Source organism: Saccharopolyspora sp. NPDC045839, assembly GCF_056431645.1.
In genome coordinates, this window is the sequence record NZ_JBWKKH010000001.1 from 651,068 (window position 1) to 675,149 (window position 24,082).

At 70.2% G+C, this 24,082-nt stretch carries 20 protein-coding genes; 11 read left to right on the forward strand and 9 right to left on the reverse strand.

Translation table 11 applies throughout. The features are described from left to right. Positions 1-210: 210 nt before the first annotated feature. Complete coding sequence (locus AC07EQ_RS02580) at positions 211-1,467, reverse strand: IS4 family transposase (RefSeq protein ID WP_478386177.1); 1,257 nt, start codon at positions 1,465-1,467, stop codon at positions 211-213. Positions 1,468-1,651: 184 nt separating this feature from the next. On the opposite strand from AC07EQ_RS02580, the gene AC07EQ_RS02585 reads away from it, so the two are divergent. Next, positions 1,652-1,801 (forward strand): hypothetical protein, encoded by a 150-nt coding sequence (locus AC07EQ_RS02585; protein WP_478386178.1) that lies wholly within the window; start codon positions 1,652-1,654, stop codon positions 1,799-1,801. Continuing rightward, positions 1,798-2,130: a hypothetical protein gene (locus AC07EQ_RS02590; protein ID WP_478386179.1), complete on the forward strand. Its 333-nt coding sequence runs from the start codon at positions 1,798-1,800 to the stop codon at positions 2,128-2,130. Before AC07EQ_RS02585 ends, AC07EQ_RS02590 begins: the two co-directional genes overlap by 4 nt. Here the strand turns inward: AC07EQ_RS02590 and lysX are convergent. The 3 genes from lysX to AC07EQ_RS02605 form a co-directional block, all read right to left on the reverse strand. Beyond that, positions 2,102-5,356, reverse strand: coding sequence for a bifunctional lysylphosphatidylglycerol synthetase/lysine--tRNA ligase LysX (lysX, locus tag AC07EQ_RS02595; protein ID WP_478386237.1), 3,255 nt, complete (start codon positions 5,354-5,356; stop codon positions 2,102-2,104). The two genes, AC07EQ_RS02590 and lysX, sit on opposite strands and share 29 nt — an antisense overlap. A 234-nt stretch (positions 5,357-5,590) precedes the next feature. Continuing rightward, positions 5,591-6,445 (reverse strand): MauE/DoxX family redox-associated membrane protein, encoded by an 855-nt coding sequence (locus AC07EQ_RS02600; protein WP_478386180.1) that lies wholly within the window; start codon positions 6,443-6,445, stop codon positions 5,591-5,593. Positions 6,446-6,516: 71 nt separating this feature from the next. Next, positions 6,517-8,409 (reverse strand): ABC transporter ATP-binding protein, encoded by a 1,893-nt coding sequence (locus AC07EQ_RS02605; RefSeq protein WP_478386181.1) that lies wholly within the window; start codon positions 8,407-8,409, stop codon positions 6,517-6,519. Between the two features lie 297 nt (positions 8,410-8,706). On the opposite strand from AC07EQ_RS02605, the gene AC07EQ_RS02610 reads away from it, so the two are divergent. The 4 genes from AC07EQ_RS02610 to AC07EQ_RS02625 all read left to right on the forward strand — a co-directional run bounded on the left by AC07EQ_RS02610 (position 8,707) and on the right by AC07EQ_RS02625 (position 12,485). After that, positions 8,707-8,877: a hypothetical protein gene (locus tag AC07EQ_RS02610; RefSeq protein ID WP_165968588.1), complete on the forward strand. Its 171-nt coding sequence runs from the start codon at positions 8,707-8,709 to the stop codon at positions 8,875-8,877. A gap of 355 nt (positions 8,878-9,232) precedes the next feature. Then, a complete protein-coding gene (lanL, locus tag AC07EQ_RS02615; RefSeq protein WP_478386182.1) occupies positions 9,233-11,806 on the forward strand; it encodes a class IV lanthionine synthetase LanL in 2,574 nt (857 codons plus the stop codon). Positions 11,807-11,944: 138 nt separating this feature from the next. Beyond that, a complete protein-coding gene (locus AC07EQ_RS02620; protein ID WP_478386183.1) occupies positions 11,945-12,196 on the forward strand; it encodes a Scr1 family TA system antitoxin-like transcriptional regulator in 252 nt (83 codons plus the stop codon). A gap of 61 nt (positions 12,197-12,257) precedes the next feature. Further along, complete coding sequence (locus tag AC07EQ_RS02625; protein WP_478386184.1) at positions 12,258-12,485, forward strand: DUF397 domain-containing protein; 228 nt, start codon at positions 12,258-12,260, stop codon at positions 12,483-12,485. A gap of 89 nt (positions 12,486-12,574) precedes the next feature. Here AC07EQ_RS02625 and AC07EQ_RS02630 read toward each other — a convergent pair whose 3' ends face one another. Both AC07EQ_RS02630 and AC07EQ_RS02635 read right to left on the reverse strand, forming a co-directional pair. Next, positions 12,575-14,419, reverse strand: a complete 1,845-nt coding sequence (locus tag AC07EQ_RS02630; protein WP_478386185.1) for a bifunctional sugar phosphate isomerase/epimerase/4-hydroxyphenylpyruvate dioxygenase family protein — start codon at positions 14,417-14,419, stop codon at positions 12,575-12,577. Further along, positions 14,406-15,284, reverse strand: a complete 879-nt coding sequence (locus AC07EQ_RS02635; RefSeq protein WP_478386186.1) for a shikimate dehydrogenase — start codon at positions 15,282-15,284, stop codon at positions 14,406-14,408. The genes AC07EQ_RS02630 and AC07EQ_RS02635 overlap by 14 nt, the downstream gene beginning before the upstream one ends. A 112-nt stretch (positions 15,285-15,396) precedes the next feature. On the opposite strand from AC07EQ_RS02635, the gene AC07EQ_RS02640 reads away from it, so the two are divergent. The 5 genes from AC07EQ_RS02640 to AC07EQ_RS02660 all read left to right on the forward strand — a co-directional run bounded on the left by AC07EQ_RS02640 (position 15,397) and on the right by AC07EQ_RS02660 (position 21,113). Beyond that, complete coding sequence (locus AC07EQ_RS02640) at positions 15,397-16,047, forward strand: TetR/AcrR family transcriptional regulator (protein WP_478386187.1); 651 nt, start codon at positions 15,397-15,399, stop codon at positions 16,045-16,047. Positions 16,048-16,178: 131 nt separating this feature from the next. Continuing rightward, positions 16,179-17,531 carry an MFS transporter gene (locus AC07EQ_RS02645; protein WP_478386188.1) on the forward strand — a complete coding sequence of 451 codons (1,353 nt, stop codon included), beginning with the start codon at positions 16,179-16,181 and terminating at the stop codon, positions 17,529-17,531. A 491-nt stretch (positions 17,532-18,022) separates the two neighbouring features. Then, positions 18,023-19,474, forward strand: a complete 1,452-nt coding sequence (locus AC07EQ_RS02650) for an HNH endonuclease signature motif containing protein (RefSeq protein ID WP_478386189.1) — start codon at positions 18,023-18,025, stop codon at positions 19,472-19,474. Between the two features lie 212 nt (positions 19,475-19,686). After that, positions 19,687-20,160, forward strand: a complete 474-nt coding sequence (locus AC07EQ_RS02655; protein WP_478386190.1) for a carboxymuconolactone decarboxylase family protein — start codon at positions 19,687-19,689, stop codon at positions 20,158-20,160. A 29-nt stretch (positions 20,161-20,189) separates the two neighbouring features. Beyond that, the gene (locus AC07EQ_RS02660) at positions 20,190-21,113 is read left to right on the forward strand and encodes an RNA polymerase sigma-70 factor (protein WP_478386191.1); all 924 of its coding nucleotides are present in this window, start codon (positions 20,190-20,192) and stop codon (positions 21,111-21,113) included. A 49-nt stretch (positions 21,114-21,162) separates the two neighbouring features. Here the strand turns inward: AC07EQ_RS02660 and AC07EQ_RS02665 are convergent, their stop codons facing one another. From AC07EQ_RS02665 to AC07EQ_RS02675, 3 genes are read right to left on the reverse strand one after another with little or no spacing between them, the layout of a single operon-like run. Next, entirely contained in the window at positions 21,163-21,804 is a 642-nt protein-coding gene (locus AC07EQ_RS02665; protein ID WP_478386192.1) for a class II aldolase/adducin family protein, read from the reverse strand. A 12-nt stretch (positions 21,805-21,816) separates the two neighbouring features. Further along, on the reverse strand, positions 21,817-22,308 hold the full coding sequence (locus tag AC07EQ_RS02670) for a ribose-5-phosphate isomerase (protein ID WP_478386193.1): 492 nt from the start codon (positions 22,306-22,308) through the stop codon (positions 21,817-21,819). After that, complete coding sequence (locus AC07EQ_RS02675; protein ID WP_478386194.1) at positions 22,305-24,068, reverse strand: dihydroxyacetone kinase family protein; 1,764 nt, start codon at positions 24,066-24,068, stop codon at positions 22,305-22,307. The genes AC07EQ_RS02670 and AC07EQ_RS02675 overlap by 4 nt, the downstream gene beginning before the upstream one ends. Between the last annotated feature and the right edge of the window lie 14 nt (positions 24,069-24,082).

Here is a 24,082-nt window from a genome sequence, read left to right on the forward strand (position 1 = left end):
GCCTATTTTGATCATGCTGCTGTGTGGGTGAGTTGGGTGCTGGGCGGGCTGGGGTGGCGGGTTCCGGTGTCGGTGGGTTTCTTGACGCGGTAGGCGTTGTGGCGGCCGCGTTTGATCACGCGGGGGTAGCTGCGGTGTCGGCGGCGGGGGTTGAGGTTCCTGGTGGCGGTGATGTCGGAGGCGACAGCTGAGAATGATCGTTTTTGGTGTTCAGGGGGAAAAGGCCGCCGGGTCGGCGATCCGGCGGCGGACGAGGCGGACGGTGCGGGTGAATTTGACCCGGTCGGGGTCGATGTCGGCTTCGGTGGCCGCGCGGCAGATCAGTGCGCTGAGGGCGTAGTGGGTGAGGAGGTAGCCGTAGAGTTCTTGGCGGATCATGTCGGGGCGCTGCGACCGCAGCACGCGGCCCGGCCCGCGCAGGGTGGTTTTGATCTGGTTGTTGGCGGTTTCGTGTTCCCAGCGCTGGTGATAGGTCTCGGCCAGCGCTGCCGCCGGGGCCGTGGTGGGGTCGGTGATGGTGGTGATCAAACGGATCGGTTCGTCCTGGCCGCCTGCGTTGCGGTCGGGCACGGTGTACTCCACGACCCGCACCGGCTTGGCCTGATCGGGGTGGAGATCCTCGCCGGCGTGGGCGGCCTCAAGCAGTGTTTGCCGTTTCCCGGCCCGGATTCTCGGGTTGATCAGTACCGAGCGGTAGGAGCCGTCACCGGCCGATTCCAGCACCGGCAGCCTCAGGTCGGCCCTGGCTCGCCACAGCAGGTCCGCGCCGGTGTCTGCGGCGGTGCACCAATCCTGCCAGTTGTAGAAGTTGCGGTCGGCGATCAGCAGCCAGCCCGGCTCCAGCCTTTCGTACAACCGCCGGGCCAGCGCCTGCTCGCTGCCGCCTTTGCCGGTGCGCCCGCCGATTTCGGCGTCGACCATCGCATGCGAGCCGCACTCACTGACCGACACCACACGGGCTTTCGGGAACGCCGACCGCTTCTGTCCTGAGCCGCCATAACCGAACTCGGCGGCGTTGGCGTCGGTGTCGGGCACATCCCACTCGAACCCGTCGATGGCCATCAACCGCCACGAACCCAGGAAAGCGCCCCGGGTCAGCTCATCGGCCACCGGGACCGCGACCCGGGCGAACAACTCCCGCAGCGGCTCGGATCCCAGCCGCCGGCGGGCCTGGGTGATCCCGCCCGAGCTCGGCAGGCTCCACCCATCATCCCAACAACCCCACGAGACCAGCGTGTCGGTCAACCGCGCCGCGACTTCCTCGTAATCCTCGTCGGCGAACAACGCCATCGCCATCACGAAATACACCATGACATGCGGCGGGAGCTTGCCATCCGAACGCTTGGCCTGCCGCCCCGCCGCAGCGATCACCTCATCGACCACATCCCGAGGAACCGACGACGCCAGCACACCCAACGAGACCAGATCCGTCAACCGGGCACCCGCCACCACACCCTCATCCACCACAACCCAAGATCACACCACAAGATCAACTTAAGCTAAGCGGCATTGTGCCATAACGACCCAAAGCGCTCACGAGTGGCTCACCGCCCACCGGCGCGAAACGCAAGAACCGGGCCATAGTGCCGAAAACGCCTATCAGCACTGCGGTTTCGCCGGTTGGGCAATAATCGAACTCGTGCGAGTGGCATTGACGAGTGGCATTGGCCCGGGACCGCAGCTGCCCGCTTCGGTCACCGAACAGGCGGGCGGGCGCAGCCCGCTGGAATCCGTGGTGCTGGTGGTGGTGCTCGCGCTGCTGACCGTCGGCGCGATCGTGGTCGTCACACCTACTCGGTGATCCTCGCCAGCGAGCCCGAAGACGACCCCGGAACCACGCTGCTCGACGGCCACCCCGACCTGCTGCGCGCCAACACCCCGCGCGAGTACCTCCCGACGCTGTCGCTGACGCAGCCGCTCGCGGTGATGCTGCACGCCGGTGTCGTCGCGCACGCCGACGTCGACCTCGCCAACCGGCTCGGCGACCAGCTCGCCGCCCACGGCGCGAACGTCGCGGTGCGCACCGAACCGGGCGAATGGCACACGTGGCGCAATGCCCGCATCGGACTGCCGTACCTGCTGGCCTTCGCCGCCGAGAACTTCACCGCAGGCCCGCGAAGTCCGTTCTGACCAGCGGGAAGGCCAGTGTTTCCCGGATCGAGCCGCCGGTGAGCAGCATGATCAGCCGGTCCACGCCCAGCCCCAGGCCGCCGGTGGGCGGCATCGCGTACTCGAGGGCGGCGAGGAAGTCCTCGTCCAGCTCCATCGCCTCCGGGTCGCCGCCGGCGGCGTGCAGCGACTGCTCGGTGAGCCGGCGGCGCTGCTCGATCGGGTCGATCAGCTCGGAGTAGCCGGTGCCGAGTTCGGTGCCGAACGCGACCAGGTCCCAGCGCTCCGCCAGCCGCGGATCGCCCCGGTGCGGCCGCGTCAGCGGTGACACGTCGGCCGGGAAGTCGGTGTAGAAGGTGGGTTCGGCGGTGTGCGACTCCACCAGCCGCTCGTACATCTCCAGCAGCACCGCGCCGCGCTCCCAGTGCGCCTCGTACGGCACCGACGCCGCACCGCAGAGCTCCTGCAGGCGCGGTAGCCCGGTGTCGGCGGTGATCTCCTCGCCGAGCGCCGCCGAGACCGCATCGTTGACCGGCACGACCGGCCAGTGGCCGTCGAGGCCGAACTCGCCGTCCGGGCCGATCGCCGTGGGCGCCCCGCGCGCGGCGGTGGCGGCGGCGAGCACCAGGTCCCGGCACAGCTCGCGCATCGTCGTGTAGTCACCGAAGGCCTGGTACGCCTCCAGCATCGTGAACTCGGGGTTGTGCTTGTGCGACACGCCTTCGTTGCGGAAGTTGCGGCCGATCTCGAACAGCCGCTCCACGCCGCCCACGCACAGCCGCTTCAGGTACAGCTCGGGCGCGATCCGCAGGTGCAGGCGCATGTCGTAGGCGTTGCTGCGGGTGGTGAACGGACGCGCGTTGGCGCCGCCGTGCACCGGCTGCAGCATCGGGGTCTCGACCTCGAGGAAATCCGATCGCACCAGCGTTTCCCGCAGCGCGTGCACCGCGGCGCCACGAGCGCGCAGGGCGTCGCGGGCGCCCGGCCGCATGATCAGGTCCACGTGGCGCTGCCGGACCCGGGCCTCGGGATCGACCAGGCCGCGGTGCTTGTCCGGCAGCGGGTGCAGGCACTTCGCCGCCAGCCGCCAGTCGGCCGCCAGCACCGACACCTCGCCGCGCCGCGACGCGACCACCTCGCCGGTCACCGACACCTGGTCGCCGATGTCCACCTGCTGCCGCCACGCCTGCTGCAGCTCGGCCCCGGAGTCCTTGGTGGTGAGCATGACCTGCAGGTCGCCGGAGAAGTCCCGCAGCGTCGCGAAGCACACGCCGCCGTGGTCGCGCAGCAGCACCACCCGCCCGGCCACCGAGACCTGCTCGCCGGTCCTGGCGTCCGGCAGGAGGTCCCGGTGGCGGGTGGCGATGGCCCGGCAGCGCTCGGTGCGCGGCACCGCCACCGGATACGGCTCGACACCGGCGGCGCGCAGCGCGTCCAGCTTGTCCCGCCGCACCTGCTGCTGTTGCGATCTGATGCGCTGCGGCTCCTCGCTTTCCGCTTCCAGCAAAGGAATTTCCACCAGTTCGTCCGATGTGGACTTCCGTCGCGGCGCGAGCAGGAAGCCCTCCGCGATCGCCGAGGCGATGCCGACCCGCGCCAGGTCGCGCCGTTCGGCGAACGCCACGTAGCGCGGGAACCAGTGCGGCCGGTACTTGACGTTCGACCGGTACAGCGACTCCAGCTGCCACCACCGGGAGAAGAACAGCAGCAGGCCCCGCCAGGCCCGCAGCACCGGCCCGGCGCCGATGCGCGCGCCCTCCTCGAAGGCGGCGCGGAACATCGCGAAGTTCAGCGAGATCCGCTCCACCCCGAGCCGCGGCGCGGCCTGCACCAGCGAGCCGACCATGAACTCGACGACGCCGTTGTCCGCGTCGCGGTCGCGGCGCATGAGGTCCAGCGACAGCCCGTTGCGGCCCCACGGCACCAGCGACAGCAGCGCCACGGGCTCGCCGTGGTCGCTCACCGCTTCGACCAGCACGCAGTCGCCGTCCTGCGGGTCGCCGAGCCGCCCCAGCGCCATCGAGAAGCCGCGCTCGCCCTCGGTGTCGCGCCAGGCCTCGGCCAGCCGTGCGATCTCGGCCATCTCCGCCGCGGGCACCTCCCGGTGCCGCCGGATGCGCGCGGTGTGCCCGGCCCGCTGGACCCGGCTCACCGCCTGCCGCACCGGGCGCATGTCCCGGCCGTCCAGGCCGAACTCCGCGACGTGCACCACCGCCTCGTCCCCGAGCTGCAGCACCTTCATCCCGGCGCGGGCGTACGCCGTGGCGCCGGGTTCGCTGACGCCCATCACCGCCGGCGTCCAGGTGTACTCCCGGCACATCGCCAGCCACTTCTCGATCGCCGGCCGCCACGCCTCCGCGTCGCCCAGCGGGTCGCCGCTGGCCAGGCAGACCCCCGCGACGACCCGGTAGGTGACCGCGGCCTTGCCGCTGCCGGAGAACAGCACCGCCTTGTCGCGGCGGGTGGCGAAGTAGCCCAGCGAATCGCGTTCGCCGTGCTCGGCGAGCAGCTGCCGGACCTGCCGCTCCTCCTCGGGGCGCAGCGCGGCGGCCAGCCGCTGCGCGCGCAGCAGCAGGAACAGCGCGGTGAACAGGGCGGCCGTGCCGAACAGGCCGAGGACGAAGTTGACCCAGCCGGGCGCGTGCCCGAAGCCGGTGATGTCGAAGTCGATCGCGCCGCCCAGCACCCGCTCAACGGTCCACGTCAGCCTCGCCCGCGCGCCCCGCAGCGAACCCGGGAACAGCGACACCAAGACGTATCCGAGGCCCACGAAAGCGGCGATGAGCAGCACGAACACCAGCGCCGCCTGGTAGCCGCTGCCGCGTTTGGCGCGGCCGTAGAACTCGCCGCGCGAAAGCCACAGCGGCACGAACGCCAGCGCCGAGACGACGATGTTGGCGCTGAAGATCCACACGTGGTCGATCGGCACGTGGTAGCGGGCGCCCAGCTCACCCATCCACAACGCCTCGATGTGGTCGCCCAGCACCACGAGCACCACGATGTCGCCGATCACCTGCAGGGCCAGGATGCCGATCAGGATCCACAGCGCGAGCCGCTTGCGCCGCTTCAGCGCGGCCGCCAACACCGCCAGGAACGCGCCGTACGCGATGTTCGGCGGCGCCGGGAACAGCACGTTGTCGACGAACCTGCGCACCGGTTGCACGTTCCCGAAAAGCGCCAGGCCGACCGCAGAACTCACGCACAGCACCGCCACCACGAGCACTGCGCCGGCGGTGATGCCCGGCATCTTGCCGCGCCACCGGCGCCGCGCGGTCTCCTCCTGCTGGACCACCGTGTTCCTCCCCGGCCGTGGATCGGCATCGCGGCCCGTCGGGGCCCGCTCGCCGACACCCAATCTACGACCGGCGGGGCACCGCGCGCCGCCGCCCCGACCGCACGTCGGTGGAATTCCGGTGATCTCGCTACGCATTCCGGCGATGTCCGCCCACAGAGGACCAACCGGCCGATTCGGATCCGCCGGTCAATTCCCGGCTTCGGCGAGCAGGCTCGCCAGCTGCTCCGGCCGGTTCGCGCCGCCCTGCGAGAGCACCACGCCCGACCCGGTGGTGACGACGGCGTACGGCGGGCCCGGAACGTTGTTGGCGTCGAACACGTCCGGCCCGGTCACCAGCGGCAGCGAGATGCCCTGCCGGTCCAGGTAATCCCGGACCTCATCCGGCGCACCGTTGCTCAGCAGCACCACGGGCAACTTCCGCGCCGCAGCGCCGAACTCCGGCAGCATCAGCCGGCAATGCCCGCACAGCGGGGAGATATAGGCGAAGAGGACGCGGTCGCCGCCACCGGCGAACGCGGCGACATCGGCGCCGATCTCCAGCACGGCACCCCGCGCCGGGCCGTGCGGCGGGGCCTTCAGCGATCCGGACAACCCGAACACCGCGGCCACCAGCACCGCACCCACCAGCACGTGCGCCGGCCCGACCGGGGCGTCACCCGCGAGGCAGGCGAGCACGGCCAGCACGAACAGCAGCGCGGTCCGGGCGACCGAGCCCGCGCCGATCGTTTCCGCCGCCTGGAAGCAGCCGCAGTCCACCCGCATCCCGCGCCGCAGCACGCTGATCATGCCGATCAGGAAAGCCGCGAACAGCCCGGCGGCCAGCACCGCACCCCACACCCGCAGCGGCGGGGCGACCAGCAGAACGGCGCTCAGCAGCTCGGCCGCGATCACGACGCGCGCCAGCACCGGGGCCAGCCGGTCCGGGAAGATCCGGTACCCGGCGATGGACCGGGCGAACCCGCCGACGCTGCGCAACTTGCTGATCGCGGCGAACGCCAGCACACCGCACACCGCCAGCGCCGCCGACCCGAACCAGTGCATCCAGCCACCTCTCTTCCTTGAAGCGGCAGGGGCCCGCCACCCGCAGCGCCGCGCAGAACGAGCCGGGAAACTCAGGCCGAGCTGGGTTGTTCCGCGCGGTAGGCGGCGGCCTGGAGTTCGTAGAGCTGCGCGTAACGGCCGTTCACCGACATCAGCTCCGGGTGCGTGCCCTGCTCGACGACCTCTCCCCGGTCCAGCACGTAGATCCGGTCCGCGTAGCGCACGCTGGAGAGCCGGTGCGAGATCAGCACGACCGTGCGGCCCTCGGCGTGCTGGCGGATGCGTTCGAACAGCGCGTGCTCGGCGCGCGGGTCCAGCGCCGAGGTCGGCTCGTCGAAGATCATCAGATCCGCGTCGCGGTAGAAGGCGCGGGCGATCGCGATCCGCTGCCACTGCCCGCCGGAGAGGTCGTGCCCGCCGTGGAACCGGCGGTCCAGCAAGGTGTCGTAGCCGTCGGCGAGCCGGGCGACGACCTCGTCCGCACCGGCGGCGCGGGCCGCCTCGGCCAGCTTCTCCTCGTCGCGTTCCCGGCCCATCACGATGTTCTGCTCGGCGGTCAGCGGCCAGCGGGTGTGGTCCTGCGCGATGACCGAGATCCGCTCCCGCAGCACATCGCCGGCGATCCCGGTGATGTCCGCATCGTTCCAGCGGATCGCGCCGGAGTCCGGTGTGTACAGTCCGGCCAGCAGCTTGGCCAGCGTGGTCTTGCCGGAACCGTTCTCCCCCACCAGCGCGACGACCTCGCCGCGCTCGACCGCGACGCTCACCCCGGACAGCGCGGGCGAATCCGCGCCCGGGTACCCGAAATGCACGGAATCCGCCGCTATGCGCCGGAAATCGCCGGGTTCCGCCGAGGTGCGCTCCGGCGGCACCCGCCGCTCGGCCAGCTCGCAGAACTCCAGGTAGTCGCCGAAGTAGAGCCCGGCCTCGTAGAGCTTGTTCACCGACTGCACCAGGCTCGTCAGCGACGACTGGCTGGCCCGGATCGCCAGCACTGCGGTGCCGACCACCGCCAGCGGGATGAGTCCGAACGCCAGCATCGCGCCCAGCACCGCGTACACCGCGCCGAGCGCGACGCCGCCCATCAGGTCGCCGGACACCCTGGTGGTGGCCCGCTGCCAGGCGACGTCGAGCTCGATCCGCTGCTCGTAGTCGGCGATCCGGTCGTACTCGGCGAGCAGGAAGCGGCGCAGCGTGAAGGCCCGCACCTCGGCCGCGGGCGGCCGCTCGGCCATCAGGTCGGAGAGCATGAACTTGCGCCGCCGCGCGGTGGAGATCCGGCGGAACGCGGCGTAGCGCATCCGCGCCGAACGCAGCGCCGCCCACCCGTCGGGCACCGCCGTGACCAGCAGCAGCGGCATCAGCGCGGGGTGCAGGAGGCCGAGCGTGACCGCGCCCGAGAGCACGCCGATCGCGCCGGTGAGGACGTTGACCGTCATCTCCACGACCGTCGCCGAGTCGGGCACGCCGTTGTCCCGCGCCCGCTGCATGGAGTTGTGGAACTCCTCGTCGTCGAACGCGGTCAGCTCCACCCGCGTGGTCAGCCGGAACAGCCGCGTCTCGGCCAGCCGCTCGACCTGCGGTTTCAGCCGCTCCTGCGCCCAGCTCGCCACCGCCATCAGCCCGGCGCGCAGCCCGGCGGCCCCGGCCACCAGCAGCAGCGCCGGGATCGCCGCGGTGACCCGCTGCGCGGTCGGGCCCGCGGCGAACAACGACTCCAGCACGTCGTTGGTGGCCAGCAGGCCGAACGCCGTGAAGAACCCGGCGAGCACGTTCAGCCCGAGCGTCGCCGCCGTGTCGAGCCGGCTCGCCCGCCAGGCGACCGCGACCGCATTGCCCACCAAGCCGGGCAGCCGCCGCGCGATCGCGCCCAGCCCGGCGGACAGCATCTCCGAATCGTGCGCCTGCCAGTACGGCGCGACGAGATCAACCGGTTCGGGTGGTTCCCGCCGCCACCACTTCATCGGTGCCGACCGGCGCTCGAACGGCGTGCCGCACAACGACTTCGCCCCATCACGTTCGAGAAGTTAGACGAGTGGACACCGATCCGCAATCTTGTCGTTGTTACCCCGTTTGGCCCTAGGTATGCGAAGTGTCCTGTGCCAACAATTCTGGGGATTGCGCCGATGGCGTGAGCACCGGCGGATCTCGACCTTTCATCCATGCCTGAAGCGAACCCGTTGGCGTGCAACGACAATCCACTGTCGCGCTGGGAATCCTCGGAGCGTCCCGCCAGATCGGCGGACGAGTTAGGAGCGAACATGTCCACCTTGCTGCTGGAGCCCCGCGACGCGGGAACCGTTGAAATCGAAGACATTTCGGTGGACTTCGAGATCGACCTCAAGGAGGTCCTGCACGGAGCGCAGGCGTGCGTGAACACCTGCAAGCGCACCGTGTGCAGCAGCTTCCCCTGCTGTCCGTCGATCATCTGACGACCACCCGAAAGCCATTCCGGGGGGCGGTTTCCCGCCAACTGCGGGAAAAACGGTAATTCGGCGATTCGCCGAAATCCGACAGCCGCGAAAGGAGTCAGGCAGATGCCCACACTCGGACTGGAACCCCGGGATGCCGGAAACATCGAAATCGAGGGAATCTCGGTCGCCTTCGAAGGCGACATGAAGGTTCTGCACGGCGCACAGGGGTGCGCGGACACCTGCAAGCGCACGGTGTGCACCTTATGGCCCTGCTGTCAGACACTCGTCTGAGCCTCGGGTGATCAGGCGGCGGGAGGACCTCCGGGTCCTCCCGCCGTCGCGCAAAGCGGATTCGACCAGGGAGCGGCACAGCATGGAGACGACGGCGACCGATTCGGACACCACCGTGCGGGATCGGCTGGCGGAGGCGGCGGAGCGCGACGGCCGGGAGGTGGCCGTCGACGAAACCTGGGTGAGCGTGCGGAAGCCCGGTATCGCGGTGCCGGACCAGGGCTGGAAGCTGCACATCTCCGCGCGCCCGGGCACCCTTGCCGAGACGCTCGACCGGGCGCTGCCGCTGCTGCTGGCCTGGGACTGCGACTTCAAGGTCGCGCGCTCCCGGCGGGTGCTGCACGAGCTCAACTCCGGCGACGCCGACCCGGCGACGGTCGGCAAGGCGATGACCGTCTACCCGCCGCAGGACACCGTGGTGCGGCTGGGAAACCTGCTGGCCGAAGCGCTCGCCGGGATGACCGGCCCGCGGATCACCAGCGACCGGCGCGTCCGGCCGGATGCGCCGGTGTACTACCGCTTCGCGCCGTTCCGGCCGCAGTACCGCGTCGACGAGAACGGCGACTTCGAACTCGTGGTGGTCGGCCCGGACGGCGAGGTGGAGCCGGGCGCCGCGGGCGCCGAGTTCAGCTGCCCGCCGTGGGCCAGCGACCCGTTCCGCCCGGAACCGGACCCCGGACCGGAACCGGCCGCGCAGCCGACGACCGCGCGGCCCAGCGTGCTCGGCGGGCGATACCGGCTCACCTCGGGAGTCCTGCGCGGACCGCGCGGAAACGTCTACCGCGCCGTCGATCCCGACGGCCGCGCGGTGGTGGTCAAGGAGGCCCGCGCCTACGTCGGGGAGAACATCAACGGCATCGACCTGCGCATGCAGCTGCGCAACGAGCGGCGCATCCTGCAAGCCCTGGACGGGGTGGACGGCGTGCCCGGGCTGCTCGACCACTTCCGGCACGGCGAGGACGAGTACCTGGTCATCACCGACGCCGGCACCCTCGACCTGAACCGGTACGTCGGCGAGCGGACCCGGTTCTTCGACGACGCCACCAGCGCGGACCGCGACCTGGGCGTGCTCGCCGCGCGGCTGGCCGAGATCCTCGCCGCCGTGCACGAGCGGGGCGTGGTGATCCGGGACCTGTCGCCGAAGAACGTGGTGCTCGACGACGACGGCCGCTGCACGCTCATCGACTTCGGCAACAGCTACTACGACGGGTTCCAGCTGCACGGCTGGACCCGCGGCTACAGCGTGCCGGACCAGCACACCGACCGGCAGGCGGAACCGGCGGACGACTACTTCTCCCTGGGCGCCACCCTGTTCTTCGCCGCGACCGGCATCAACCCGATCGGCGTCGACCAGGACCCGGCCCGGAACCTCGAACGCTCGCTGCTGTGCCTGGAACGCCTGTACCCGAACGCGACCGGGGTGCGCGCCCTGCTGCCCGGGCTGATCAGCCTCGATCCGGCCGAGCGCACGGCGGCCTTCGCCGACCTCCGCGCCGGTCGCCGCGCCCGGCGCGGTTCCCGCCCCGTGGCGCCGGAACTCACCGCGGAGCTGCTCGATTCGGTGCTGGAGCACACGATCCAGGAGTGCATCGGCGCGGCGGAGCGGATGGCGGCGTCGCCGACCGACGTCGGCCGCTCGGAGCCGCCGAAGACGAACGTCTACAGCGGTTCCGCGGGCCTCGGCCTGGAGCTGCTGCACCACCCGCGGGGCGTGGCCGCCGGGCTGGAGCTGGCGCGCTGGACGATCACCGCGACGCCACCGGCGAAGCTCCCGGCCGCGATGTACTTCGGCCGCACGGGAACGGAGATCTTCCTGTCGACCGCCCGCCGGGCGGCACCGGACCTGCCGGTGTCCAAACCGATCGAGCTCGCCGCCGACGAGCGCGGCGACTACATCCACGGCGTCGCCGGAATCGGCGCGGGCCACCTGGTCCTGCACGCCCTGGAACCGGACGCCGGACACCTGGCGCAAGTCGACGAATGCGCGCGGCGGCTGCTCAGCGGCGAGACGCGCGCCACCGAGGACGCGGTCCCGGCCGCGGCGGACACCGGTGTCGCGCTGGAAGCCGGATTCGCCCACGGCAGCGCGGGAATCGCGCAGTTCCTCCTCGCCTACCACCGGCACACCGGTCACCCGGAGGCGGAAGCCGAGGCGGCGCGGCGGTTCGCCTCGCTCGCGGACGAGGTGGCGGGGCTGATCGAGGTCCTGCGGCGCCCTCCGGCGCGGCCGATGGCGGCGTCGTGGTGCCAGGGCATGTCGGGCGTCGTCTCGGCGCTCGTGTCGGCGGCGCAGCACTGGGACGACGACCGGTACTGGGCGCTGGCGAAGGACGGCGCCCGAGCCTGCCTCGGCCTGGCCCCGCAAGCGTGGGTGGTGTCGCAGTGCTGCGGCCTGGCCGGGATCGGCGAGGCGTTGATCGACCTGGCGATCGCCACCGAGGACGAGGAATTCTGGGTGGGAGCACGAGAAATCGCGGTGCACATGCTGGCCCGCAGCGGCGGCGACTTCACCAAGCCCGACTTCCCGGACAATTCCCTGGAGGCGGCCAGCGCCCCGTGGTCGACCGGCACGTCGGGAGTCCTGTCGTTCCTGCGCCGCCTGCACCACCGCGAAGGCGCCCGGCTGTGGACCACCGCCTGGACCCCACCGGTGTGACCTGATCCCAGATCCGCTCGGCCCCGCACGTCACTCGGCGGTCATCGCGCGTGGTGCGCGGCCGGATCAGCGCCGTGGGCGCGGCACCACCTCGGAAGGCCAAGCGAGCCGCACGTTGCGGATCCGGGAGACCAGCGAATGCGCGCCGTCGGCCGAAGCGCACCTCGCCCAAAGCGTGCCGTCACCATCCAGATCCTGCCCATGACCGCAGGAGCGAGCCCGGCAATCGACGGACCGTTCGCCATCCTGTCGCTACCCGACCCGGTGCCGGACTTCGGCTTCGCCGAAGCACCGGGACGCATGGTCTACATCGAGGATCGAGACGCAGTGCGGGAGTACACGCTTCGCTTCGGTATCCTCACGGAGCGAGCTCTTTCGCCTGCAAAATAAGCAGAACGGCTTGCACCGGCTGCCCGAAAGTACGTTTAGTGCCGTTGCTGGGAGGCACCCGGTGACTACAGACCATGTCTTACACCAGGCCGAGTGGCGCAAGAGCAGCTTCTCCGGGACTGGCGGCAATGGCAGCGGAAACTGCGTTGAAGCCGCTGCGCTGCCCGACGGTCGTGTCGCGATCCGCAACAGCAACGCACCCGACGCAAGCACCATCCTCTTCACCCGCGCCGAAATCTCAGCCTGGATCAAAGGCGTCAAAGCCGGCGAGTTCGACGACCTCACCTGATCCCGATGATGTTGGAGTGAACGGACCGTTCGCCTCACTAGACGAGGCGAACGGTCCGTTCACTCCACTCCGGCAACCCCACGGAAGCGTCAGCCGTCGATCGCGGCGAGGCGCTGCCTGCGGTGCGCGGCCATCCGGACCGGGGCGTTGGGGACGCCGTATCCGGCGTAGCCGCCGATGCGCTGGACGAGCTCGAAGAAGATCCGCGAGCCGAACAGTTCCGTGAACAGGTGCAGGTACTCGCCGTTCTCGTCCCGGTCGTAGAGCACCGAATTCGCCCGCAGCTCGGCCAGCAGGCGCGAGTCCAGCTCCAGGCGCGCGTCGAGGTCGTCGTAGTAGTTGTCCGGGATCCGCAGCACCGGTGCTCGCCGCTCGCGCAGGGTGCGCGCCGCGGCCAGGACGTCTTCGCAGGTGAACGCGATGTGCTGCGGGTCGCGGACAGCCGGCGCCCATTCGCCGCGGCGCACCAGGGTGCCGTTCAACGCGATTCGCACCGTGCCGGACGGGTCGAGCACCGCCCGGCTGCGCACCATCCCGAACGGCGCCGCGTACTCCACGACCGGCTCCGGCTCCAGCGCGAGCACCGAGCGGTAGAACAGCGTCGCCTCGTCGAAGTGGTCGAACGGCTGCGTCAGCGCGACGTGATCGACGCCGGTGATGCCCAGCGCGGCGGCGTTCCGATTTTGCCTAAAATCGGGAACTTCCGAATCCGCGCCGGGGAAGTCCGACAGCCAGCTCTCGGCGTCGCAGAAGAACACCTCAGTGCCGTCCGGCGCCGCCACCGACGCCAGGTTCGCCTCCTCCGGCCCCCGGGAACGCGGCAGGATCGGCGCGCCCATCGCGTCCGCCCGCCGCGCGGACCGGCCCGGGTCCGCGCTTTCCACCGCCAGCGCACCGATCGCCGCAGAGTCCGATGTGGACGAAGAGGCGTTCAGCAGCACCCGGACGCCGCCCTGCTCCCACAGCTGAACCGGCTTGCTGCGGTGCTTTCCGGTCAACGAGAAGCCGAGCCCCGTGAGCGCGTCGGCGAGCCGCGCCGAGGCGATCTCGTCGACGGCGAGTTCCGCGAAGGCGCAGCCGCCGAGCTGCGGTGCCGGCGCGGCGACCGGCATCCCGAGCTGCTCCTCCAGCAGCCGCAACGACCGCATCGCGTCCACCGCCGCCGGTCCCGGGTCGGCCTGCCGGAAGACGTCGTTGAACACCTCCAGCGACAGCGGCCCCGCGTAGCCGGTGGACAGCACGTTGCCGACGAAGGTCGGCAGGTCGAACGAGCCCTGCCCCGGGAACAGCCGGTGGTGCCGGCTCCACTGCAGCACGTCCATGTCCAGCCGCGGCGCGTCGGCCAGCTGCAGGAAGAACAGCTTCTCGCCGGGGATGGTGCGGATCAGCGCCGGATCGCTGCCCCGCGACAGCACGTGGAAGCTGTCCAGGCACAACCCGAGAGCCGGGTGGTCGGCGCGGCGCACGATCCGCCAGGAGTGGTCGTAGGTGTTGACGAACCGGCCCCACGCCAGCGCCTCGTAGGCGACGCGCATGCCCCGCGCGGCGGCGCGTTCGGCGAGCAGGTGCAGTTGTTCGGCGGCCAGTTCGTCGTCGTCGACCGCGTCCGGCGAGACCGTCGAGCACACCAGCACCAGATCAGCGCCGAGCTGCTCCATCACGTCGAACTTGCGCTCGGCACGCCGCAGGTTGGCCCGCAGCACGTCCGGCGGGACCGCCTCGAAATCCCGGAACGGCTGGTAGAGATCGACGGTCAGCCCGAGGTCGGTGCAGCGCCGCCGGATCTCGGCGGGCGAGGCGGCGGAGGCGATCAGGTCGTTCTCGAAGATCTCGACGCCGTCGAACCCGGCCGCCGCGGCGGCGGCCAGCTTGTCCTCCAGGGTGCCGGACAGGCAGACGGTGGCGATCACCCTGCGGGCATCAGCCGTGGACATGCACACCTCCGGCGAGTTCGGCGAAGTGGCGGAGCATCCGCGCGGCGTCCGGCTCGACGCCGGTGAACAGGCGAAAAGAGTCGACGGCCTGGAACACTGCCATGCCCCCACCGTCGAGGACCCGGCAGCCGTTCGCCCGCGCGGCGAGGACGAGTTCGGTCTCCAGCGGCCGGTAGACGACGTCGGCCACCCACAGCCCGGGGCGCAGCAGCTCGGCGGGCACCGGCAGGCCCGGGTGCGCGGCCATCCCGGTCGGCGTGGCGTGCACGAAGCCGTCCGCCCAGGCCAGCGCCTCGGCGGCGGACTCCAGCGGGGCGGCTTCCGCGCGGTCGGCACCGAAGCGCGCACGCAGCGACTCGGCCAGCGCCTCGCTGCGCCGCGGGTCGACGTCGAGCACGCGGAGCACCCCGGCGCCCAAGGTCAGCATCGCGTGCGCCACCGCGGCACCGGCGCCGCCGCCGCCGAGGAGCACGACGCGATCCACCGGGGCGTCCGGCAGGCCACGGCTGAAGGCGCGGGCGAAGCCGGACCAGTCGGTGTTGTGGCCGACGGCGCGACCGCCGGCGAAGACGACCGTGTTGACGGCGCCCAGTTCGACGGCGTCCGGCGAGAGCTCGTCGAGGTGCCCGATCACCGCCTGCTTGCCCGGGTGCGTGATGTTGAGCCCGTCGTAGCCGGCGGTGCGGGCGGCCGCCAGCAGCTCCCCGATCGCCGACACCGGCCTGCCCAGGACGTCCAGGTCCCACCGGCGGTAGAGGTAGCGGAGCCCGAGCTCATCGGCCTCGTGCTCGTGCAGCGGCGGGCTCAGCGACGGGCCGATGCCCGATCCGATGAGCCCGACGAGGTAGCCGTCCTGGTTGCGCACCTGAGCCCCTCCTAATTAACGAACCAGCTAGTTAATAGTAGGCCGGAAGCCCCGATCCGGGAAGGGCCGCTGCACTACAGTGGGCGTCCAGCCCGAACCGCGAGGGAGCGCCGTGGCAACACCGACGTCCGACACCAGGGAGATCCGGCATCGCGATGCCGAGCGGACGCGCGCGGAGATCCTCGAGGTGGCCACCGCGGAGTTCGCCGACAAGGGCTACGCCGGCGCCCGCGTGGACGAGATCGCCGCCCGCACCAGCACCACCAAGCGGATGATCTACTACTACTTCGGCGGCAAGGAGCAGCTCTACCTCGCCGCGCTGGAGAACGCGTACTCCGTGATCCGCGGCATCGAGCGCGAGGTCGACGTCGACGACCTGGACCCGATCGAGGCGATCCGGCGGCTCGCCGAGCTGACCTTCGACCACCACGAGTCGCACCCGGACTTTCTCCGCCTGGTCAGCATCGAGAACATCCACCGCGCCGAGCACCTGGCCAAGTCCGAGCTGCTGCCCGGCCTGGCCACCCCGGCGGTGGACGTGCTGGGCCGCATCTTGGAGCGCGGCCAGGCGGCCGGGCAGTTCCGCACGGACGCCGACGCCCTGGACGTGCACATGGTGATCAGCTCGTTCTGCGTTTTCCGCACCGCGAACCGCTACACGTTCCAGGCGATCTTCAAGCGCGACATGCTCGACCCGGCCCGCCGCGACCACTACCGCAAGATGCTCGGCGATCTGGTGCTCGACTACCTCACCGCGCGCTGATCTCCAGCGCGGACACACACTCGAAACACACCCTTGACAGGTGATGCGCCGCACCTTCACTCTTTGGGACTAACTAGATGGTTCATAAGTCGCCGGTCTGAGCAACGGTGCACGGATCCTTGGAGTTACAAGTGACGGACCACTCCACCGCCACGCAGGGCAAACCGCGCAAGGCCGCCGTCGCCGCGTGGATCGGCAGCGCCCTGGAGTACTACGACTTCTTCATCTACGGCACCGCGGCCGCGCTGGTCTTCAACAAGATCTTCTTCCCGGCCTCCTCCCCCGCGACCGGCACGCTGCTCGCGCTCGCCACCTTCGGCGTCGGCTACCTCGCCAGGCCGGTCGGCGCCTTCGTACTGGGCCACATCGGCGACGTCTTCGGCCGCAAGCGGGTACTGGTCTCCACGGTGCTGCTGATGGGCGTGTCGACCGTGCTGGTCGGCTGCCTGCCGACGTACCACCAGATCGGCGTGGCCGCGCCGGCCCTGCTGGTGACACTGCGCCTGATGCAGGGCTTCTCGGCGGCCGGCGAACAGGCGGGCGCGAACTCGATGACGCTGGAGCACGCGCCGCCGGACCGGCGCGCCTACTACACCAGCTTCACGCTCAGCGGCACCCAAGCCGGGCAGATCCTGGCGACCGCGGTCTTCCTGCCGGTGGCAGCGCTGCCCGAGCAACACCTGCTGACCTGGGGCTGGCGCCTGCCGTTCTGGCTCAGCGCGGCGGTGGTCGTCGCCGGCCTGCTGATCCGCCGCAAGCTCGACGAAACCCCCGTCTTCGAACACGAAGTGGCCGCGGGCGAGACGAAGCGGGCCAAGACGCCGCTCGTCCCGCTGTTCCGCGACCACTGGGCCAGCGTGCTGCGCGTCGTGGTCGCCTCGGTGATCGCCGCGGTGAGCACCATCTTCACCGTCTACGCGCTCAGCTACGCGGTGAACACCGTCGGCCTGGCGAAGGCGCCGATCCTGTGGGTCGGCGTGCTGGCCAACATCGCGGCGCTGTTCGCCATCCCGCTGTGGGCGAAGCTGGCGGACCGGATCGGGCGCAAGCCGGTGTTCATCGGCGGCTCCCTGGGATGCGCCGTGCTGATGGCGGCGTACCTGTGGTCGCTGTCGGTCGGCGACTACGCGCTGATCTTCACCACCGGAATCCTGATGTTCGGCGTGGTCTACAGCGCCACCAACGGGATCTGGCCCGCGTTCTACGGGGAGATGTTCCCGGCGCGAGTGCGGCTTTCCGGCATGGCGATCGGCACGCAGATCGGGTTCGCCCTGGCCGGGTTCGCGCCCAGCATCGCCGAAGCCATCGGCGGCGGCCGGGACGGGTGGGTGAACGTGGCGCTGTTCACCGCCGGCCTTTGCGTGCTGAACGCCATTGCCGTCGCCACCGGGCGGGAGACCTATCGGGTTCCCACCGAGGATTTGGGGTTAGCTTCTGGGCGTTCGTCCTCCTTTGACGTTGGGGCTGGGACCCGGGCTGTTTGAGGTTTGGCTTGGGCAGGCTCTCGGGTTGTTCCCGGGGGCCTGTTCTTTTTTGGGGTTTGTCGGTTGGGGTTTTGCTGGGGTGTTGCTTGGGGTTGGGGCTTTTAGAGGTTTGGTGTGCTTTGGGGCCATCCCCGCGATGGGTGGATTGTTGGTGCTGCGTGCCGGAGGTCAAGCCCGGCCTCGCGGCCGCCCCTTCGGGGTTTCAGGCTTGACATCCGACCCGCAGCCCCAGAGCGGCTTTGTATCGCGGGGATGGCCCGGATTGGGCTGGCGGGTTCGCGGCTTGCGTTGCCGGGGTGGCCGTTTTCGGGTCAGCCGGGGCTGGTGGGGTTCGGTTTCGGGGTGATCCGTCGCAGGGGTCGGGTTGCGTGGGGATGGCGCGATTTCGTGGGAAATCGGCCCTGGCCGCCGGACACGGGTGTGCATGACTGATGGTGGCGTGGGTTTGGTGGTGGATGCGGGTCGCCTTCGGCGTGTCGTGACCGTTTCCCTTGACACGACTCGATTTTCGCCGTCTTTGGTGGGGTGTTTCACCTGATCAAGCGACCATAAAAACAGTGCGAACACAAGTTCGAATGCGGGAGAATGGAGGCATGACACCGCTACTGAACACCCAGGACACGACAGTTGAGGTAATGCCTCCACAGTCGGCGGTGTCATGCACCGACACCGAACTCGCCACCCGCATTCAGAGGCTGGAGCAAGAGATGCGGGTACTGCTGTGGGAACAACTGCAATACATCGCCGAAGCCGACCACCGCGCCATCCACACCGACACCACCGCCCGATCACTGCAAGTCTGGCTGCAGGGACTGCTCAACATCGACCCACGCGACGCGAAAACCCGCGTCACAGTCGCCCGCAACGTCGAAGACCGGCAAACCTTCCACGGCGAAACAATGCCACCCGACCTGCCCACCACGGCTCAAGCACTGGCTGAGGGCGCGATCGGGCTCGACCACGCGCGCGTCATCGTCAACGGAATCCGACGCCTACCCGACTACGCCCGCTGCCACCAAATCGCCGAAGTCGAATCAACGCTCGCCGGGTATGCGCGGACGATGCCGCCGAGAGAGTTGGAGAAACTCGCCGAACGCATCCGCTACCTCCTCGACCAAGACGGCGCCTACCGCGACGAAGAAACCCAGCACGACGCACGCGAACTGCACTACACGACCACCCGGGACGGCATGACCATCATCAAAGCGAAACTGGACCGCGAGACCGGGGCGAAGTTCACCGCGCTCATGCAACCCCTCGCCGCACCCCACCCCGAGGTCGATGGGGAGAAAGATCCTCGCACCGCCGGGCAGCGGAACGCCGACGGCTTCGCCGCACTGCTGGACTTGGCGCTGGACCATGATGGAATGCCCCGCACCGGTGGACAACGACCGCAGATGACGATCGCTATCGACTTCGACGACTTGAAGCGGAATCTCGGGTTCGGCGGCGAGGACTGTATGCCCGGCACCCTGAACACCGAACGCGCCATCACGGCGCAGAACGCACGCCGCATCGCCTGCGACGCCGAAATCCTGCCCATCATCCTCGACGGCGACAGCCTCCCACTGGATGTCGGCAGGACGAAACGCACCGCACCCACCCACATCCGCACCGCACTACTCCGCCGCGACGGCGCATGCGCCTCCCCAGGGTGCGACCGCCCACCGGGAACACCGGAAGCACACCACATTCAGCACTGGGTCGACGGCGGCGCCACCGACCTCACCAACATGGTCATGCTCTGCGCACACCACCACCGCACCCTCCACAACCAACGCTGGGACATCACCATGCGCGACGGGCGACCCCAGTTCATCCCACCACCCACAGTGGACCCCAAACGAACACCCAGACCAGGCGGCACAGCACTGCCCGCCCAACACCGCGCGTACCTCCGGGACCTCATCCCCACACCACGGGACCCGGCGGGCGAACCATGACGGCTGCACGTGGAGCTGCCCGTTGTCGGAGTTATTCGGCCTGCAGGCGCTCCACGTGCAGCATCGAACCAAGTGTCGGCCGCCCGGGCCGGGGCCTAGGAAGTGCACACGCAAGCATCAAGGAGACGCAGGTCACAATCGGCGATGTCACAGGGAGTCGAGTCACCTCGTCTCGGGAGGTGTAGCCACTGACGACCACGGAGGAGCACACCATGGACGTGCGACTGAACTACCTCGCCAGCCCGACCGCCGGCAAGGCCGTCAAGTACCTCATGTCGGCGGGCAAGACCCTCAAGGAAGCTCCGCTGCCCGCCGCGACGCAGGAGCTGGTGGCGCTGCGCGTGAGCCAGATCAACGGCTGTGCCGCCTGCATCGACATGCACACGAAGGACGCCGCCGTTGCCGGTGAGACCTCGGTGCGGCTGAACCTGGTCGCGGCGTGGCGGGAGGCCACGGTCTTCACCGAGGCCGAGCGTGCCGCTCTGGAACTGGCGGAGGAGGGCACCCGGGTCGCGGATGCGGCCACCGGCGTCAGCGACGACGTGTGGGCGCGCGCCGCCAAGCACTACGACGAGGAGCAGCTCACGGCCCTGGTGATCATGGTTTCCTTCATGAACATGGTGAACCGGCTGAACATCATCACCCAGCAACCGGCCGGCGACTACGTGCCCGGGCAGTTCCACTGAACGACAGCTTCAACGGGAGGAGAGTCGGCGTGAGCAAGGTCGAGGAGTTCGAAGAGCTGCGGCCGCTGCTGTTCTCGATCGCTTATCGGATTCTGAGCAGTGTCGGTGAGGCCGAGGACGCGGTGCAGGAGACGTGGCTGCGCTTCGACGGCTCCTCGACCCTGCCCACGTCGACCAAGGCCTTCCTGTCCACCACGGTGACGCGGATCGCGATCGACGTGCTGCGTTCAGCGCGGGTGCGGCGCGAGGAGTACGTCGGCCCGTGGTTTCCCGAGCCGTTGCTCAGCGATCCCTACCAGGATCCGGGCCGGGCGGCCGAGCTGGCCGACTCGGTGTCGATGGCGGCGCTGCTGCTGTTGGAGCGGCTCAGCCCGCTGGAGCGGGCCGTCTTCGTGCTCCGGGACGTGTTCGCCTTCGGGTTCGACGACATCGCTGCGGCGGTGGGGCGCTCGGAGCCGGCATGTCGGCAGCTGCTGGTGCGGGCGCGACGTCATATGGAGGCCGGGCGGCCGCGGTTCGCGGCGGATCGGCAGGAGCGGCAGGAGTTGGCGACGCGGTTCTTCGACGCGTTGAAGGACGGCGATGTGGGCGCGTTGCAGAGCCTGCTTGCCGCCGACGTGCATTTGGTCGGGGACGGCGGCGGGAAGGCCCCGCAGCTGGCCCGGACCATCGTCGGTGCCGAGAACGTGGCCCGGGTGCTGGGCACCTTCTTCCCTTGGCTGATCCGCGTCGACGTGATGTTCGAGCCGCGCGAGGTCAACGGCCAGCCCGGCGCCATCTTCCGCGACCGGGACGGCAAGGTCCTGCACGCCATGGTCCTCGATGTGCTCGACGGGCAGATCCAGGCCATCCGGGGCGTGATCAACCCCGACAAGCTCGGCCACATCGGGCCGGTCGGCGACGCCTGGGCCGTCGACCGCGAGGTGAAGCAGGTCCGCCGGCACCGGAAATGACGATGTCGCGGGACGCGCCGGTGCGCGGCCCGCGACATCGAGCTCCGTGCTACTTCTGGCCGTAGCCCGCGAACAGTTCCGCGCAGCGTGCGAGTTCCGCGTCGCTGAGCAGGCTCGGTTCGCCCGCCCGGCTCGCGGTCAGCCAGAGTTCGCACAGCCACTCCAGCTGCCGCGCCCGGTTGTAGGCCTGCGACAGGCTCGCCCCGATGGTGATCGTTCCGTGGTTCCGGAGGATGCACCCGGCGCGTCCTTCCAGCGCCTTGGACATCGTCTCGGCCAGCTGGTCGCTGCCGAAGGTGGCGTACTCCGCCACCTGCACGGTGCCGCCGAAGTCCGCGAGCTGGTAGTGCACCGCCGGAACGTCGTTGCGCAGCAACGACAACGCCGTCGCGTTCAGCGAATGTGTGTGCACCACTGCCCCGGCGTCGTGCCGCTGGTATGCGGTGAGGTGCATCGGCAGTTCCGACGTCGGCTTGAGGTCGCCCTCCACCACCTCACCGGTGAGGTCCACCAGCGGGATGTCGGCCACCGTCAGCTTGTCGTAGTCGACGCCGGACGGAGTCACCGCCACCAGATCGCCGCTGCGGACCGACACGTTCCCGGACGTGCCGACCACCAGCCGGTCCGACGTCATCCGCCGGGCGATCTCGATGACCTCGCGCCGTTGCTCGGCCAATCGCGAACTGCTCACTTCATCCCTCGTTCAGCAGGTGGCGCCGGAAGATTCCGACGCCGACTCGTAGCCCTTGATCGCGGCGACCTTCTCCGCCGACGGCGAAGACTCGTCGAACCGGTGCTCCAGCCACTCCGACGCCAGCTTCCGGGCCAGCTCCAAGCCGACCACGCGCTGACCGAAGCACAGCACCTGGGCATTGTTGCTGAGCACCGCCCGCTCCACCGAGTAGCTGTCGTGCGCGGTGACGGCCCGGATGCCCGGCACCTTGTTCGCGCTGATCGCCACGCCGAGCCCGGTGCCGCACACCAGCAGCGCCCGGTCCGCTTCGCCCTCGGCGACCAGCCGGGCCGCGTTGACCGCCACGTGCGGGTAGGCGGTGTGCTCGTCCGAGCCGACGCCCACGTCCACCACGCCGGCCACCCGGGGATCGTTCTCCAGGTCCTTCTTCAGCGCTTCCTTGTACTGCAGCCCCGCGTCGTCGGAGCCGACCACGATGCGCAGCGGCGCCTGCTCAGTCACTTCTCGCCATCCTTCCCGTTCCCGGCGAGCCCAGCACCGCCGGCGAGTACCGTCCCGATCCGGGTGAGCGCGAGCGCCAGCGACGTCGCGCCCGGGTCCGGGGTTCCGACGCTGCGCTCGGCCAGCGGCCTCGCGCGCCCGGTGCGGGGCCGAAGCTCCGCGGTGCTCTCGGCGGCCTTCGTCGCCGCCTTCGCGGCCTGCTGCCAGGCCTCGGTGCCGCTCGCACCCGATTCGACGGCTGCGCGCAGCTCCTCCACGAACGGCACCAGCGCGTCGACCAGCGTCTTGTCGCCGAGCTCCGCCCGGCCCAGGCGCTGCACCGCCCCAAGAGCGGCCGAGGCGCCCGCGGTCAGGTCGTTGGCCATGGCCGCGCGGTGATCCGGCAGCAGGTCGCCGAACGACCGCAGCGCCGCGCCCCACAGCACGCCCGAGGTGCCGCCGGCCTTCGCCGCCCACGCATCGCCCGCCGCGACCAGCACCGCGGCCGGGCCGACGCCTCGCGCTACGGCTTCGTCCGCGGCCGCTACCGCTGCCGCGCTGCCGCGCGTCATGCCGCGGCCGTGATCGCCGTCGCCTGCGATCGCGTCGAGGCGGCCGAGCTCTTCTTCCTTGTCGTGAAGCAGATCCGCCACCTCGTGCAGGGCCTTCACCACGACAGTCGATGTCGCCTGGCCCTCCGGCGGGGCCACCACCGTCACCTTCTCCGGTGCCGCCGGCAGCTCTTCGTCCACATCGGACTCTTCTGCTTCGGCGAGGACGACGTTCCCCTTGCGGTAGGCAGGGGTGTCGGCCGGCGCCTGCCACAGCCGCTCCAGCTCCGAGTCCAGCCAGGTCAGGGTCAGCGAGCAACCGGCCATGTCCAGGCTGGTCACCAGCTCGCCCACCTCGGGCGAGACGACCTCCACGCCCGCCTCGGCCAGCAGCCGGGACACGGTGCCCCAGACCACGAACAGTTCCTCGTACTTGGTGGCGCCGAGCCCGTTGAGGATCGCCGTCACCCGCGGCTTCGCCGCACCGGTCTCCGGGGCCTCCGCGAGCAGGCCGTCGACGAGGATCTTCGCCAGCTCCGACGCCGAAGGCAGGTCGCGCTCGGAAACGCCGGGCTCGCCGTGGATGCCGAGCCCGAGCCCCATCCGGCCGTCGGGCACCTCGAACAGCGGCTGGTCCTGGCCCGGCAGCGTGCAGCCGTCGAAGGCCACGCCGAGGCTGCGGGTGCGCGCGTTCGCGTGCTCGGCGACCCGCACCACCTCGTCGAAGGAGTAGCCCTCCTCGGCAGCCGCCGAGGCGACCTTGAACACCACGAAGTCGCCGACCACGCCGCGACGCTTGGTCTGCTCCGACGCCGGGGCGCTGGCCACGTCGTCGGTCACCACCACGTTGTGCGCGCGGATCCCGTCGCGTTCCAGGCGTTCCACCGCCAGCCCGAAGTTCATGTTGTCGCCGGCGTAGTTGCCGAACGAGAACACCACCCCGGCACCGCGGTCGACCGCTCGGCCCACCGAGTAGGCGTCGTCGGCCGACGGCGAGGTGAAGATGTTGCCGATGACCGAGCCGTCGGCGAAGCCAGGGCCGACCACCCCGCAGAACGCCGGGTAGTGCCCGGAGCCGCCGCCGGTGACCACGGCGACCTTGCCCTGCCGCGCGCGTTTCGCCCGCACCACGCCGCCCGGCACCTGCCGGACGTAATCGGGGTGCGCCGCCACGAAACCGGTCACCATGTCCTCGGTGAACGACGCGGGATCGTCGTACAAGCGCGTCATCTGCTGCTCCTCAG

What these genes read in the sequence shown, in the direction of transcription:
- AC07EQ_RS02620 (WP_478386183.1), top strand. Translation starts at nt 11,945, where the DNA reads ATGCGCGCCGTCGGCCGAAGCGCACCTCGCCCAAAGCGTGCCGTCACC.
- AC07EQ_RS02600 (WP_478386180.1), bottom strand. Translation starts at nt 6,445, where the DNA reads ATGCACTGGTTCGGGTCGGCGGCGCTGGCGGTGTGCGGTGTGCTGGCG.
- AC07EQ_RS02655 (WP_478386190.1), top strand. Translation starts at nt 19,687, where the DNA reads ATGGACGTGCGACTGAACTACCTCGCCAGCCCGACCGCCGGCAAGGCC.
- AC07EQ_RS02675 (WP_478386194.1), bottom strand. Translation starts at nt 24,068, where the DNA reads ATGACGCGCTTGTACGACGATCCCGCGTCGTTCACCGAGGACATGGTG.
- lysX (WP_478386237.1), bottom strand. Translation starts at nt 5,356, where the DNA reads ATGCCGGGCATCACCGCCGGCGCAGTGCTCGTGGTGGCGGTGCTGTGC.
- AC07EQ_RS02605 (WP_478386181.1), bottom strand. Translation starts at nt 8,409, where the DNA reads ATGAAGTGGTGGCGGCGGGAACCACCCGAACCGGTTGATCTCGTCGCG.
- lanL (WP_478386182.1), top strand. Translation starts at nt 9,233, where the DNA reads ATGGAGACGACGGCGACCGATTCGGACACCACCGTGCGGGATCGGCTG.
- AC07EQ_RS02630 (WP_478386185.1), bottom strand. Translation starts at nt 14,419, where the DNA reads ATGTCCACGGCTGATGCCCGCAGGGTGATCGCCACCGTCTGCCTGTCC.
- AC07EQ_RS02610 (WP_165968588.1), top strand. Translation starts at nt 8,707, where the DNA reads ATGTCCACCTTGCTGCTGGAGCCCCGCGACGCGGGAACCGTTGAAATC.